Below are 13,722 nucleotides of genomic sequence, written 5' to 3'. Positions count from 1 at the left end.
CGCTCAGTCCTGCACGCCGTTCTCGCGCAGCAGCCGCTCGCACTCGTCGAGCATGTCGTGCGCGAAGGCCGACTGATAGTTCGGGTCCAGCGCTTCCATCATTTCATGCGCAGCGTACAGCCCTGCCGAGCGCGACAGCGTCTCGGCGAGCTGGCGCGCAAGCTGATCGCTCAATTCCGACAGCAGGCGGCGTTCGGTCAGCGCGAGCTGCAGCTTCGAGCGCGACAGCCATTGCGCGGCCAGCGTGGCGGCCTGCGCGTCGGTCATCCATTTGCCGTGCTCGTAGTAGGCCGACAGACGTTCGGCGGCCAGCGCGAACAGCAGCGCCTTGCGGGTATTGAAATCGAGCAGGGGAGCAGGGGGAATTGCTGACATCGGAAACGAATCGGATTGGCGCGTGCGGGTGGGGCGCCGGACCAACGGGCATGGCGCGATCAGGCGGTCACGAAGGACCTTCTCAGGCCGCGGGACCGGCGCCGATCGCCGCAAGGCGCTGGCCGAGCCAGACGCCGATGTCGGCGATCTCTTCGAGGCAGACCGAATGCGGCATCGGGTAGGTCTGCCACGTCAGCGGATAGCCGCGTTGCTGCAGCAGATCACGGGCCTGCGTGCCGAGCGCCAGCGGCACCACGTCGTCCTGCGCGCCGTGCGCAGCGAAGATCGGCGTGGCAGCGTTGGCCGGCGCAGCTTCGGCGTCCAGCAGCGTGGGCGACGCCAGATAGGTCGACAGCGCGATGATGCCGGCCAGCGGCTCGGGGTGGGTCAGTCCGGCCAGATACGCCATCGCACCGCCCTGCGAGAAGCCCGCCAGCACGATGTGCGAACTGGGAATGCCGCGCGCATTTTCGCGGGCGATCAGCCCCCGGACCATGTCGCGCGAGGCGCGAATGCCGCTCTCGTCGGCGTGGCGGCGCGCATCGTTGAGCGACACGATGTCGTACCAGGCGCGCATGATATAGCCGCCGTTGCAGGTCACCGGGATCAGCGGCGCGTGCGGGAAGATGAAGCGCACCGCGGCGCTCTCCGGCAGACCGAGTTCGGGCACTACCGGCACGAAATCGCTGCCGTCGGCGCCAAGGCCGTGCATCCAGATCACGGCAAAGCGCGGCGCGGGCGCGGTTTCGACTTCGATCGGGGCGTCGGCGGTGGGGGATTGAGCGGCGTCGAAAGCTTGGGTCATGGCAGGGCGCGGAGGTCGTCAATAGCGCCAGGCAGCGCGGCTGCGCAGTATCGCATAGAAGCGGCGCGTGCCTGCCGCGGGGCGCGCGCCGGTGACAGCGATGGCTCAGGCCGCGGAAGGCACGATCGGGACGGTGGTCAGTCCAGCTGCAATGCGCGAAGGCTGGGCGGCGGTCTGCGGCGGAACCGGCACGGTATGCGAAACGGCCGCTTCCGCCCGCTCGGCCTGCTCGGCCGCCGCAGCCTCGCTGGCGCGGCGTTTGTCGACGACCTGTTCGACCCCGGCGGTGGCGACCTCTTCCAGGAAGCCGACCATGTCGCGGTAGTAGTCGACCTGCATCTGCGCCTCCAGCAGGCGCCGTTCGGCCTGGAACAGCGCGAGCCGCATGTCCTGCAACTCCTTGGCGGCGATCTTTTCCGGGCTGGGCGCAATGAACAGTGATGCAAGCGAACGCATGGCGGTGTACCTCCGGTACTGGATTCGATGATCCTTGTGGTCGAAAAACCTCTCAGGCCATGCGATCCAATATAGACGCCAAAGCACGCCGGCCATGTGCGGCGGACCGCATCCGTCGCGGATCGCCCACAACCGCGCGCCGTGACGGATTGTCGGATTGCTGCGGGGCAGGGTAGATTGTTCGCTGTGCCCTCGTCGGGCACACCCATTTGTGAACTTGGCTTCACGTGGCGCTTCTTCGATGCGGGCTGCATCAGGGCGCCTTCATATTTTCCTTGACTATCTATCTATCGGTAGATAACATGCAAGGCATGGAAGCCACAGTCCGTTGATGAAATCAACGAGCTACCGGTCCAGCAGCATTACCGAGCCGCCGAGGCTATTTTTTTGACAGCGCTTATCTATCTACGAGTAGATAATCGATGCCTGGAAAAAAGCGCCGGCGCACCGTTGCCCGGGCCAGGGCAGGGACCACAAGCCGCCCGCCAGCCCATAAGCCAGGAGAAACATCATGCAAGCCAAGTTCGCCAGGACTTTGATCGCCATCGCCACCGTGGCCGCCGCTACCGTCGCCGGCCAGGCTGCCGCCGCCCCTGCGGGCAGCGTGCCGGCCGACCGCTACGGCTACGAACTGCGCACCGGCAAGTTCGACCCGTACAGCGAGGGCGCCCGCACCGGCAAGTTCGACGTCTACACGGAGGGCGCGCGTGCCGGCAAGTTCGACCCGTTCACCGAAGGTGCGCGCGTCGGCAAGACCGATCCATTCACCGACAGCTTCCGCAGCGCCGGCCTGGATCGCAGCGGCGTGTCCGCCTCGCCGTCGCGCCGCTTCGATTCGTACACCGACGGCGCGCGCAGCGTGGACACCTACACCGACGGCGCCCGCGCCTGAGAAGGAGGCGGCCGGAAGGCCGCGGCAATCATCGTGGCCAGGCCGCCGGCATGGCGGTCCGGCTTGTTTTCAGGAGTCGATCGTGGGAATTCGCGACAGTGTTCTGATTGTGTCCGGTTGGCTGCTGCTCTGCGGAGCAAGTGGTTGGCTCGTCACGGCGATCGCGCAAGTGTTGCCGGCCTGATGCCGGCCGCCGGGCCGCACAATGGCTCGCATCTTGCATGACGCTGGACGGCAGGGATGCCGGCAATCCGGGGGTATCCCTCATTGCTAACCTATCTCTTGGTAGATAAAGTGGCGTCATGAAAGCGCAATCCGTCCGCGAGCAACTGCTCGACCATACCTTCGCCTTGATCCGCCGGCGCGGTTTCAATGGTTTCAGCTATCGCGACCTCGCCGACCTGGTCGGCGTCAAGACGTCCAGCATCCACTATTACTTCCCCTGCAAGGAAGACCTGGCGCTGGAAGCCACGCGGCAATACACCGCGAGGATCGCCGAAGAGCTCAGCCATATCGACCCGGCGCTCAGTCCGGTCGAGCGTGCCGAGCTCTATCTGAACGGCTGGCGCCGCAAGCTCGATCCGGACCAGATCTGCATGTGCGGCATGCTGGCGACCGAAACCGAGTGCCTGCCCGAGGCCGTCCATGCCGTGCTGAAGGACTTCTTTCTGCTGCACGAGCGTCTGCTGACCGGCATGATCGAACAGGCGCGCGCGGAGGGCGCCCCTGCCCAGCCGATTCCGGCTGCCGAGCTTGCCATGGTGATCTTCGGCGCGCTGCAGAGCGGTCTGATCTCGGCACGCCTGTTCCGCTCGCCGGAGCGCTGGGAAGCCGCGGCGCAGATGCTGCTCGCCGCGGTCGGCAAGCCCGCCGGCGCCAAGGGCACCGCGACCGAACAGCCCGCCGAAGCGGCCGCGGGTTGAGCGCGGCGGCGCCGCACGCCGACCTCCAGCACCGGTGCCGGTCGATCCTGAGCGGCCACCCGGTGCCACGTCGGGTCCGCCACCCGACCGATCCCGCTCCTGCTTCCGCTTCCGCTTCGGCTTCCGATATCCACTCCGCTCCTGCACGGATTGCCCACCCGGGCCAGGCGTGCTGCAATCCTGCCCGATGGCGATCTCCCTGCTGATTCTGCTGATGGCCGGCGCACTGGTGGTGTGCGCGGCGGTAGCTATCGCGAGTTGGCCGCGGCGCGACGATCCCACCGTGCGGGCCTTTCTGCTTCTGGCTGTCGGCGCGGGCATCTGGTGCGCGGGACGCATGCTGGAAATCCAGGCTCCCAACGTCTCCGAACGCATCGTCTGGGCCAAGCTGCAATATCCGGGCATCCTGATGGTGCCGGTGGGCTGGCTGCTGGCCGTCGTGCGGCTGACGCATCCCCACTATCCGGTCGGGCGCGGCTGGCTGACCTTGGCGCTGACGATCGGGATCGCCGGCATGGCGCTGGTGTTGACCAACGAACGCCATGGGCTGGTCTGGCCGCAGGTCCAATGGTTCGGCGGCGAAGGGCTGCATACGCGCGCCGTCTTCTCCCACGGCCCCGTCTATTGGGCATTGGCCGCCTACAGCTACGGCCTGCTGCTGCTTAGCCTGTATTTCCTGGCGACGGCATCCGCGCATGGCAAGCTGTCGCGCGGCGGCAGGGTGGTGCTGGTTGCCGGGCTGCTGCTGCCGATGTTCGCCAATATCGCCTATCTGCGCGGCTGGACCACGCCGGTGGGCGGCGATCTGACGCCCGCGACGTTCTCCGTGATGGCGCTGCTGGTCTGGCTGTGCGCGCTGCGGCCGCATCTGGGCGATGTCGGCCACTACGCGCGGCTGCGCGTATTCGACGCGCTGCGCGAAGGTTGCGTGATCGTCGACGACCGCGGCCGGATCGCCGATCTGAATCGTACCGCCCAACGCATGTTGCCCGGAATGCGGCGCGGCGATCCTGCGCCGGCTTCGTGGCTGGCTACCCGGCCCTATGTGGCGGGCGTGCCGGACTACGAGCTGACCGTCGAGCCGGTGCGCAATCTGGAAGAGCGGGACATCGGCCGCATCGTCTTCGTGCGCGATGTCAGCGCCTTCCGCACGCGCGAACATGCGCTGGTGGAAGAGAACTCCAATCTCGCGGTCCGGCTGAACGAAACCGTGGACAAGCTGCTGCGCATCGAAGGCGATCTGTATCGCGACCCGCTGACCGGCCTGTTCAACCGGCGCTTCTTCCAGCGCGAGGCCCAGGTGTTGCTGGCCGCGGCACAGGAGCGCGGCACGCCGCTTGGCATGATGCTGATCGACGTGGACTTCTTCAAGCAGTACAACGACATCTACGGCCACCTGCGCGGCGACGAATGCCTGCGCGCGATCGGCGCCACGCTGGCGCAGACGCTCGACGAGGCGGCCAGTTTCTGCGCGCGCGTCGGCGGCGAGGAGTTCGCCGTGGTGCTGCACCAGGCCGATGCCGATCGCACCCGCGCCATCGGCCTGCGCATGCTGCAGGCGGTCAGGTCGCTGCGGATGCCGCATATCGGCGCCGAGTCTTCGCATCCGTTCTTGAGCATCAGCGTCGGGGCGGTCTCGCGCATTCCGGACTCGCCGCTGGTCGAAGAGCTGGTGGCGGCCGCCGATGTCGCCCTCTATGCGGCCAAGCGCGGCGGCCGCAACCGGCTCGTGATGGCCGGCGGCCAATCGCCCGCGCCGGTCCACGGCGACCAGGCGGATGACACCGACAACACGGACCGCACGGACGGCACGGACCCATCCCGCCCGCTGGTCTGACGGCGCGGCCGGCCGGCGGGCCTTCACGCACGCAACGTCACGGAGACAAGATGCCCACGCTCGATACGCTGATCGCCTTCTTCGGCATTGCCGTGCTGCTTGGGCTCGCGCCCGGCCCGGACAATGTCTTCGTGCTGCTGCAGTCCGCCATGCGCGGGCCGCGCGCGGGTTTGACGGTGGTACTTGGCCTGTGCACCGGCCTGCTGTTCCATACGGCCGCGGTGGCGCTCGGGCTGGCGACGTTGTTCGCGGCATCGGCCGCGGCCTTTACCGCGCTGAAGATCTGCGGCGCACTGTATCTGGCGTGGCTGGCGTGGCAGGCGTTTCGCGCGCCGGTCGATGCCCCGGTGCAGACGAGCGAGCGCGCGGGGGATGGCTGGCAGATGTATCGCCGCGGGGTGGTGATGAACGTCACCAATCCCAAGGTCGCGATATTCTTTCTCGCCTTCCTGCCGCAGTTCGTTTCCTCGGCGCAGGGACCGATCGCGATGCAGATCGCGGTACTCGGCGCGGTCTTCATGCTGGCCACGCTGCTGGTCTTCGGCGCCATTGCCTGGTTTTCCGGGCTGTTCGGCACATTGCTGCTGCGCTCGGCGCGCGCGCGGCGGGCGCTGAACTGGTTCGCCGCGACCGTCTTCGCCGGCCTGGCGGTACGGCTGGCGATGGCGCAGCGTTAGGCCGGCCCGGCCCGCGCCATGCAGTCGCGGCATACATCGGGACATACATCGGGACGTACATCGGGACATACATCGCGACATGGCTCGCCGATGCTGTCTGTATAGATTCGGAAACATTGGGTCGCCGCACGTTGGTCAGACGCTATAGAGACGGGCCGGTATCGACAGCGAGCCTGCACGGGAGCGCTACATTGCGCCATCCCGCTCGACTCCCGAGGCCCCATCGTGATTCCTTCAGGCTTTCCTTCTCTCGGCCGTCCGCTCGGCCGGCCGCCTATCGGACCGGAACGGCTGGGCTTATCCCACTGTGATCGCGAGCGGGCCGAGCCCGCCTTCGATACGCTGCATCCGTGCCCGGCACAGGACCTGCTCCAGCCGCCGCCTCCCTCCGAGCCCGTGGCCTCGCGCGTTCCGCTCGATGCGCCCGACCCCGCGAGCCATGTCGATGCCGCGCTGATCTTGCTGCGCCGGCGCACCGGCGTGCCGCTTGCCGAGCGTCTTGCGTCGGGTCTGCCGAGCGATCGGGCCGCCGCCGCCGCGCTGCTCGACGGCCTGATGGCCGACGGCGAGCCGGCCGGTCCACTGGCATCGTCCGGGCGGCTTGCCGCTTCGGAGCAAGGGCGCAGCGCCATCGCGCAGGCGGCGGCGCTGCGCGACCGCTTGACGAGCGCGGCACCGGCAGATGCCGGCACGTTGCAGCACGCGGTGGACGAACTGGTGAGCACCCTGGAGGCGATTCCCTGCGGCCGCGAACATGCCCGGTTGCGCGAGCGGGCCAATACCGCCCTGCGCGCCATCGTCGGCGGTCCCCCCTGGGACCTTGTCGCAATGATCAACAGCGACCGGTTGCCGGATCGGCGGGCCGCCGCGGCGCAGATCGACACGCTGTTGGGGCACCTCCGGGTGCTGGCCAGCCGCCGCACGGAAGCATCCGATGTCGACGTCTTTCCGCCCACGCTGCGCGCGGCGGTGCACCGTCTGGTGCTCGAGGGCGGGCACGGACTGAGCCCCGCGCAGCGGACGGCGCTGCGGCAGTGTCCAGTCCTCGGCCGGGAACTGGAAGCGGTGCTGCTGGCGGGCGGCTCGCTGTCGAGCGCGGCAACCAACGTGGTGGACCGGCTTTGTCGGCAGGCCAGCCGCTGTATGGCCGACGCGAGCGGGCACGCCGGCGATGCGGTCCTTCTTGCGGAACTCGCCGCGCTCGGGGCCAGCGCAAGCAAGCTTGCCAAGAGCGCACGGCCGCTCCTCGGCGACGCGGTTCGGGCCGCTGCCGATTCGCGCTGGCACGGTTCCGGCAGTTCGCAACAGACGCTGCTGCATGATGCGCTGGCGACGCGGCTGTCGACGATGAAGCCGGACGATATGGCCAACCTGCGTCGCTGGTTGACGACGCCGACCATGCTGGCGCTAAGGACCATGGTCCATCGCTCGGCGCGAGCCGGCGAGCGCCATGACGTGAGCACGTCCCGCGCCGCCAGCGCTCTCGCGGCGCAACGCCGCTTGCTGGGCGACTGGCTGGCGGGCTATGACGAACTGGCGGCCTTGCTTGCCATGCGCATGCCGGTGCAAGCCGAGCCGGCAGCCAGGCGCAAGACCGGAAAGGAGACCGCAAGACCGGGAGGGACGCCCGCACCCGGTGCAAGGGAGGGCAAGGCACGCGCAGCAGGAAAGGCGCCTGTCACGGACCAAGGCGCAGTCAACGCTGGCCGGGCCGATTTCACTTCGGCCGATGAGGCGCACGGTGCGTCGCCAGCAGCCGAACGATCGGCCGCGATTACTGCAGCGACCAACCTGTTCCGGCAGCTTTTCGCCACCGACCCCGCGCCGGAGACACCGCCCGAATCGCTCCTGGATTGGGTCAAAGCCTGAAAGCGAAAAAAGCCGAGGGTGGCACGCGGCCCGACGCCCGTCGTGTGGAACGCCGTTTTGTTTTTGTCCGTTGTTCGATCGTTCTTTTGTTCCTTCCTTTGTTCCTTCCTTTGTTCGTTCGCATTGTTCGTTCGCTTTGTTCGTTCCTTTGTTGGGGGATGGGATGTTGCACGCCGTGTTCAGATTCTTCGGCCCGTGCCTGGGCGTCAGGCACAAGGAGCGGCCCGACGCCGCCCAACCCCCGCGCATTGCACGAGACGCGCAGATCCGGCGCTCCGGCCTGTGGTACCGACTTCTGTGCAGGCTGTTCTTCTGGCGCGGCCGGCGTGCCGATCCCGCGCGCACTTGCCGCCAGCCCTTGCCTCGAATCGCCTACGTCTCCACGCCGGCGCCCTTGTCCCACGACGACACGGCGAAGTCGCTCGCCGACAAGCTGGCGCCGCTGCCGCCCGATGCGCTGCATGCGTTCTGTGCCGGATGTCGGAAGGACACCCTGCTCGCGATGGTGGACTGGTGCCGCGCCACTGACAACGATCCGGCCACGCGCGCCACGCTCGAGGCGAGCGCCAGGGAAGCTCTGCGCAAGTTCAAACCGGACGCTGTTCCCGCGCCAGGCGTCAAGCACGTGTTGACGCTGCTGCAGCGCGACCTCGCCGATGTGCGCAACAACAAGGGCGTCCTGACCCTGGCGCGCCGCCGCGACGACTGGGTCAGCCGGCACCCGCGCGACCGCGAGTTTGTGGCCGGCGGTCAGCATGCCGCGGACACGTTCGAGTGGTTCCGGCGCTCGATCGAGGCGCTGTGCCGCTTCGAGATGGCAGGCGGCCTGCGCGAAATCACGCAGTCGCTGGCTGCGCCATGGGCCGATGCCGCCGACACGCTATGCGCGGCGTTGAAAGCGGAAGGTGCGACCGTGGCAGCGCTGGCCGGGTTTGCCGATGTCCTTCGCTTGCAGGAGCGAGACACCGCGCTGGCGTTGATCCGCAACCAGCTCGGCATCGCGGAAGAACCGCCGCAATCGTCCCGGAGCGCCGGCGCGCAGCCCGATGAAGCGGCCGGCGCCGCCCGCACGGTGTCTGGCCAGGCCCAGGTACAGCGCGACAGCGGTCCACCGTCACTCACCCCGACAACGCTGACCGACCTCTTGGTCGATCCCGGCAGCGATGCGCATCGGGCCGCGGCTGCCGTCGATCTACTGGTCCACAACCTTCGCACGGTGGCGCGGCTGCGCGCGCGCGAAGCGATATCCGCCCAGATCGAACAGCGCCTGGACGATCTGCTGGCCCGGACCGGGGCTTGCCTGACGGAGCCGCAGTTGCATCGTCTCGGCGACGCGCTGCAGCGGCTCGATCTGAAAGCCTGGGGCACCTGCCGAAAGCTGCTGGACATTCGTGAGGCGCTGTACGACACCGGCAAGCAGGCGCTGCGCGATGCAATGGCGAGGAGCGCCGGTGTGCGGTCGCGACAGGCCGCGGTGCGCGCGCAGGCGCAGCAGCTATGGCAGAGCATCGGCAAGGTCGATGCTGCGGTCGCACCGGAAGCTGGCCCATCCGGTCGGCACCATGGCGCTGCAATCGGCTAGCCGTTCAAATGCAGGCTCGCGCCGGGCAAACGTCTTGCTGCCGCCTCCACCCTGCCGCGCCGGGGACGATGTCTAGCCCGACGAAGCCTGGCCTGTCGATATCGCGTTCCAGCTCGCCACCTCGTGCGCCACCCAGTCCGGGTCGTCGTGCGGGAGGTCGTGTCCCGCCCAGGGGTGCACCCGATGCGGGACCGACCATGCCGCGGCCAGACGCGCCGAGCAGGCCGGGGACACCAGCCGGTCGGCCGCCGAGGACAGCAGCAGGGTGGGGCAGCGCGGCGGTACCTCCCCGGCCCGGAAGCGGGCCGCGGCAAGCAGTTGGCGCAGCGCATTGCCGCGGCTGACCGGCGCGTCGGCGCGGATCGCGGCCCAGCGTGCCAGATCAGCCTCGCGCGTATCGGTGTTGGCGCAGGTCAGCCGGTGAACGATGGTCTCGCAGCGTGGACCGTCGCGCCACGATCGCATCAGGTCCAGCACCGCGGGCCAGGCCGCGGGGCGCATGCGCTGATGCAGCGCGCCGAATGGCCGCATGCTGGTGTTGATCAGCACCAGCCGTTCGACTTCATCGACATGCCCCTGAGCCCACGCGGTCGCTACCATACCCCCCAGCGACATGGCCAGCAGCCGGTACGGCGGGCGCAGGCCGGCGCTTGCAGCATCGACACGCAGGCGTGACACGATTTGCGCCACCGTCCCCGGCGAGCGCTGGCCGGCATGCTTGCCGTTGCCGGGCAGATCGAGCATTGTCAGCCGGTCATCGTCGGCCACCGCGCCGCTGCGCCGGAGCGCCGCCGGCAGCTCACCCCAATGGCGCGCCTCGCGGGTCAGGCCGCGCAGCAGGATCCAGTCGCTCATCGCGTCGACCTGCCGGCAGGGGCGCGCCAATGTTCGCTGGCCTCGCGCCAGATCGCCTGCCGGGCCGCACCGGTCGGCAGCCAGCGCGCCGGCGCGAAGGCGGCGCGGGCCAGGAAATCGAACAGGCTGACATGGCGGCGCAGCACGCGGGCCGTGCGATGCGCCTTGATCGGATTGAAGAAGCCGTCGCGCGAGAACAGCTGCCGCGGATTCTTCTTGATCCAGAGCCACGAGCCCAGTTCGAGCGTCATCGGCAGAAAGATGTGCGGCGCGGGCGTGCGGTCATAGGCGTAGTCCCACAGATCGCCGTGGACCAGGTACTGATGGCTCTGCGGCTCGAAGGCATAGCCGTGATGCGGGTGGGCCTGCTCGAACAGCGTCTTCAGCACGTACATCTCGGGCAGATGCGGCATCGCGGCCTGCGTCCTGGCGTAGGGAAACCAGATGCTGTCGCGCCAGCCATAGCCGGAATGGCAGTCGACGGCGAAGCTCAGCGGCCGCGTCAGCAATTGGGCCTGCACCACGCGCAGCAGCGCGGTGCTTTCGGCCTCCATCGGCATGCCGGCCTTGCCGCGGTACCACGGCAGCCACGGCCCGATGCGCTGGCCGCCGGCGAGAAAGGGCACGCGGCCCTCTGCGTTTTGCGGGGCGTTGCGCATCAGGTCGACGCCATTCGGATTCGCACGCCGGCCGGCCCACATGCCGGCCGGATTGACGATCGGCATGAACAGCAGCCGGACCTGTTGCAATTGCAGATGCAGCAGCTCGTCCCATTCCAGGCGCTTGAGCAGCGCGCGCATGTAGTCGAGCAGCAGCTGCGTGCCGATCCGTTCCAGGCCGTGAATGCCGCCAAACAGTCCGATCGCGGGCGCGCGCGGATCGCGCGAGCCGATGCCGGCCAGGTACACCGGAAAGCGCCGTCCATGGCTGCTGGCCTCGCATATCACGTCGATATCGAAGTGGTCCGCGCCGACTTCCAGCAGTGCGCGCAGCAGATCGAGCTCGGCGAAACTGTCGGAGGCGGGAAGGGGCATCGGGGCAAATGGACCGGAAGCGGGGGAAGGTGAGTGGCGCGGGCCGTGACGGTGCTGGTCCGTACGACGGAACGATGTTGCAGTCTACTCGCGCAATATGACAGTGCCTTGTGACAACACACGCCTGTCATGTTGCCCCGGGCGAGGGGTCCTTGTTCGACCAGGCCGATCAGCCTGGCCGATCAACCAAGCTGCTCGGCCAGGACCTCGCGCGCGGCCTGCACCACCGGCGCTTCGCCGCGACGCGGCGGCAGCAGGCAGAACTCGACCTGCGGCAGCGCCGGCAGGTGCAGCGACGAGGCGGTCGCCGCGTCGAGCGGGGCCACGCCTGCCGGAATGGCGGACCGGTTCAGGCAGGAGATGCCCAGCCCAGCCGCAAGCGCCATCTGCAGGCCTGCCACGCCGGACGCCGAGTGCGAAACCCGGTAGGGCACGCGGGCGCGCTTCAGGGCCCGCACCACGTACTGGTGCAGCGAGCAGGTGTCGGGCAGCAGCACCAGCGGCAGCGGCGTGCCGATCGCATCCGTTTCGCCGCGGGCGGCGACCCAGGCCAGCGGCTCGCGGCGCAACGGCCGCCAGCCGGCGCGGGAACTCGCGCCGGCGCTGCCGCGCGCTGCCACCACACGCATGGTCAGGCCGATATCGAAGGCGTCGTCGTCGGCGCTGGCGTCGATCGCCGCGCTCTTCATCACCGTCACGTGCAGCCGCAGTTGCGGATGGCGCTCGCGCAGGCGGCGCAGCATGCCGGCAATCTCGCTGGTGCGGTAGTAGTCGGTGATGGCCAGCCGCAGCTCGCCCGTCAGCGTTTCGCCGCGGATGTCCTGCATCGCCAGCGCGTCCAGGTCCAGCATGCGGCGGGCGTGGCCGAGCAGCCGTTCGCCGGCCGGGGTCGGCTGTACGCCGCGGCGGCCGCGCAGCAGCAGCGGCACGCCGGCGCGCTCCTCGAGCTTGCGCAGCTGCTCGCTGACCGAGGACTGCGACAGAAACAGCCGCGGTGCCGCAGCCGACAGGCTGCCGCTGTCGGCGACCGCGACGAAGGTACGCAATTGTTCGAGATCGAAGCCGCGCATGGCTCGCTCCTGGTTTCGGCGATACCGATGGATGGTATCGCATCTTCCCGCTTTTCCGATGGGAGGGGGAGCACTAGGATCGAGTCGGTGGCGGTCGGCAAGGCGATATCGCACCGGCCCGCGCCACCTTCATTCCATGCACCGACCATTCGAAGAGGAAACCGCGATGCCGCATCTCCAGCTGCAGATCTCCGGGCAACCCGACGCCGCGCTGACTGCAAAGGCCGCCGCCACCGTTGCCGAATTGACCCGTACCGTACTGGGCAAGAAGCCCGAGGTGATGGCCGTGGCGGTTCAGTACGTGCCGCACGACGCCTGGTTCATTGACGGCCAGCCGCTGTCCGCGCTCCGGCGCAATGCCTTTCATCTCGATATCAGCGTCACCGACGAGACCAATACCAAGGCCGAGAAGGCGCGCTATCTGGAGGCGGTGCACCACGCGCTGTCCGAGCTGATCGGCAATGTGCACGACTGCTCGTACATCCATGTGATCGACGCCCGTGCGGCGGCGTACGGCTATGGCGGCCGGACGCAGGAATACCGCCATCAGCGCGGCTCGACGCTGTAGTGGGACTCGGCCGACAGCGGACGACCGCGGGGCGGCTTCAACCGGCCGGCAGGCGATACAGGCGCCGTGGCCGCCCGTCCAGCGGCAGTTCGAACACGACGCCGCCGCCGCTGTCGGCCCCGAGTCCCGTCAGGGCGGTGATGACGATCTGATGCGTCACCATCAGATACGGCCCGCCACGCGGGTCGAGCTGATCGATGAAGCGGGACAGTGCGGCGGTCTGCTGCGTGCGCGCGCCGGCGTCGCCGAAGAAGGAATTGAGCAGCGGCAACACCGTCACGGGGCCCAGGCCCATCAGCCGTGCGGTGTCCTGGCAACGGCACCAGGCGCTGGACCAGACCGCACCGGGACGAAACCCTGCCGCGCGCCATGCGGCGCCAAGGCGCTGTGCCTGAGCGCGGCCGCTGGCGTCGAGGTTGCGCTGCGTCGAGCAGGACTGCAGCTGAAAACCGGGCGGGTCGCCGACGCCTGGCGCATAGGCATGCCGCAGCAACACCACCACATTGGGGCGGGCCAGCGCGGAGACCGGCAGTGTGCCGATCGGCTCGGCGGGCGAGGCAGGTTGGGCGGCGGCGCTGGACAGGCCCGCCGGCAAGGCGTACGCCGCCAGTGCCCAGGCGGCGATGCGGGCCACGATGCCGAGGGCGTCGCGACGCCGCGGGGAGGATGTGCCGATGGCGACTCCGCTGCGATCGATCATGTTGCTGCCTCCTTGCACCTCGCCCGCCGCCGGTCCGGCCGCTCAGACCGGGCCGCTCAGACCGGGCCGCTCAGACCGG

Annotated in this window: 14 protein-coding genes; 7 read left to right on the top strand and 7 right to left on the bottom strand. The window is 68.7% G+C overall.

The genetic code is table 11. The annotated features are described in order from the left end of the window. Window positions 1–3: 3 nt before the first annotated feature. From HTY53_RS02245 to HTY53_RS02235, 3 genes are all read right to left on the bottom strand, one after another. Window positions 4–375, bottom strand: coding sequence for a hypothetical protein (locus HTY53_RS02245; protein ID WP_174104777.1), 372 nt, complete (start codon window positions 373–375; stop codon window positions 4–6). Between the two features lie 82 nt (window positions 376–457). Then, on the bottom strand, window positions 458–1,180 hold the full coding sequence (locus HTY53_RS02240; RefSeq protein WP_174104776.1) for an alpha/beta hydrolase: 723 nt from the start codon (window positions 1,178–1,180) through the stop codon (window positions 458–460). 105 nt (window positions 1,181–1,285) lie between these two features. Beyond that, window positions 1,286–1,636: a hypothetical protein gene (locus HTY53_RS02235; RefSeq protein WP_174104775.1), complete on the bottom strand. Its 351-nt coding sequence runs from the start codon at window positions 1,634–1,636 to the stop codon at window positions 1,286–1,288. A gap of 511 nt (window positions 1,637–2,147) precedes the next feature. Between HTY53_RS02235 and HTY53_RS02230 the strand changes: the two genes are divergently transcribed. From HTY53_RS02230 to HTY53_RS02205, 6 genes are all read left to right on the top strand, one after another. Further along, window positions 2,148–2,528 (top strand): hypothetical protein, encoded by a 381-nt coding sequence (locus HTY53_RS02230; RefSeq protein WP_174104774.1) that lies wholly within the window; start codon window positions 2,148–2,150, stop codon window positions 2,526–2,528. A 302-nt stretch (window positions 2,529–2,830) separates the two neighbouring features. Further along, window positions 2,831–3,451: a TetR/AcrR family transcriptional regulator gene (locus tag HTY53_RS02225; protein ID WP_174104773.1), complete on the top strand. Its 621-nt coding sequence runs from the start codon at window positions 2,831–2,833 to the stop codon at window positions 3,449–3,451. Window positions 3,452–3,638: 187 nt separating this feature from the next. Then, complete coding sequence (locus HTY53_RS02220) at window positions 3,639–5,288, top strand: histidine kinase N-terminal 7TM domain-containing protein (RefSeq protein ID WP_174104772.1); 1,650 nt, start codon at window positions 3,639–3,641, stop codon at window positions 5,286–5,288. Window positions 5,289–5,338: 50 nt separating this feature from the next. Continuing rightward, entirely contained in the window at window positions 5,339–5,965 is a 627-nt protein-coding gene (locus HTY53_RS02215) for a LysE family translocator (RefSeq protein ID WP_174104771.1), read from the top strand. A gap of 225 nt (window positions 5,966–6,190) precedes the next feature. Further along, a complete protein-coding gene (locus HTY53_RS02210) occupies window positions 6,191–7,834 on the top strand; it encodes a hypothetical protein (protein ID WP_174104770.1) in 1,644 nt (547 codons plus the stop codon). Between the two features lie 70 nt (window positions 7,835–7,904). Beyond that, window positions 7,905–9,416: a hypothetical protein gene (locus tag HTY53_RS02205; protein WP_174104769.1), complete on the top strand. Its 1,512-nt coding sequence runs from the start codon at window positions 7,905–7,907 to the stop codon at window positions 9,414–9,416. Window positions 9,417–9,488: 72 nt separating this feature from the next. Here the strand turns inward: HTY53_RS02205 and HTY53_RS02200 are convergent, their stop codons facing one another. The 3 genes from HTY53_RS02200 to HTY53_RS02190 form a co-directional block, all read right to left on the bottom strand. Further along, window positions 9,489–10,271 (bottom strand): alpha/beta fold hydrolase, encoded by a 783-nt coding sequence (locus tag HTY53_RS02200; RefSeq protein ID WP_174104768.1) that lies wholly within the window; start codon window positions 10,269–10,271, stop codon window positions 9,489–9,491. Continuing rightward, window positions 10,268–11,305 carry a M14 family zinc carboxypeptidase gene (locus HTY53_RS02195; protein ID WP_174104767.1) on the bottom strand — a complete coding sequence of 346 codons (1,038 nt, stop codon included), beginning with the start codon at window positions 11,303–11,305 and terminating at the stop codon, window positions 10,268–10,270. Before HTY53_RS02195 ends, HTY53_RS02200 begins: the two co-directional genes overlap by 4 nt. Before the next feature lie 182 nt (window positions 11,306–11,487). Beyond that, entirely contained in the window at window positions 11,488–12,375 is an 888-nt protein-coding gene (locus tag HTY53_RS02190) for a LysR family transcriptional regulator (RefSeq protein ID WP_174104766.1), read from the bottom strand. Between the two features lie 166 nt (window positions 12,376–12,541). Here HTY53_RS02190 and HTY53_RS02185 point away from each other — a divergent pair, with 166 nt between their 5' ends. Then, the gene (locus HTY53_RS02185; RefSeq protein WP_174104765.1) at window positions 12,542–12,943 is read left to right on the top strand and encodes a tautomerase family protein; all 402 of its coding nucleotides are present in this window, start codon (window positions 12,542–12,544) and stop codon (window positions 12,941–12,943) included. A 37-nt stretch (window positions 12,944–12,980) separates the two neighbouring features. Here the strand turns inward: HTY53_RS02185 and HTY53_RS02180 are convergent, their stop codons facing one another. After that, window positions 12,981–13,643, bottom strand: a complete 663-nt coding sequence (locus HTY53_RS02180) for a histidine phosphatase family protein (protein ID WP_174104763.1) — start codon at window positions 13,641–13,643, stop codon at window positions 12,981–12,983. Between the last annotated feature and the right edge of the window lie 79 nt (window positions 13,644–13,722).

Source organism: Cupriavidus gilardii, from assembly GCF_013314895.1.
Taxonomy (GTDB): Bacteria; Pseudomonadota; Gammaproteobacteria; order Burkholderiales; family Burkholderiaceae; genus Cupriavidus; species Cupriavidus gilardii_C.
Note: the sequence above shows the minus strand (reverse complement) of the source record. Positions and strands in the feature narration are given on the sequence as shown.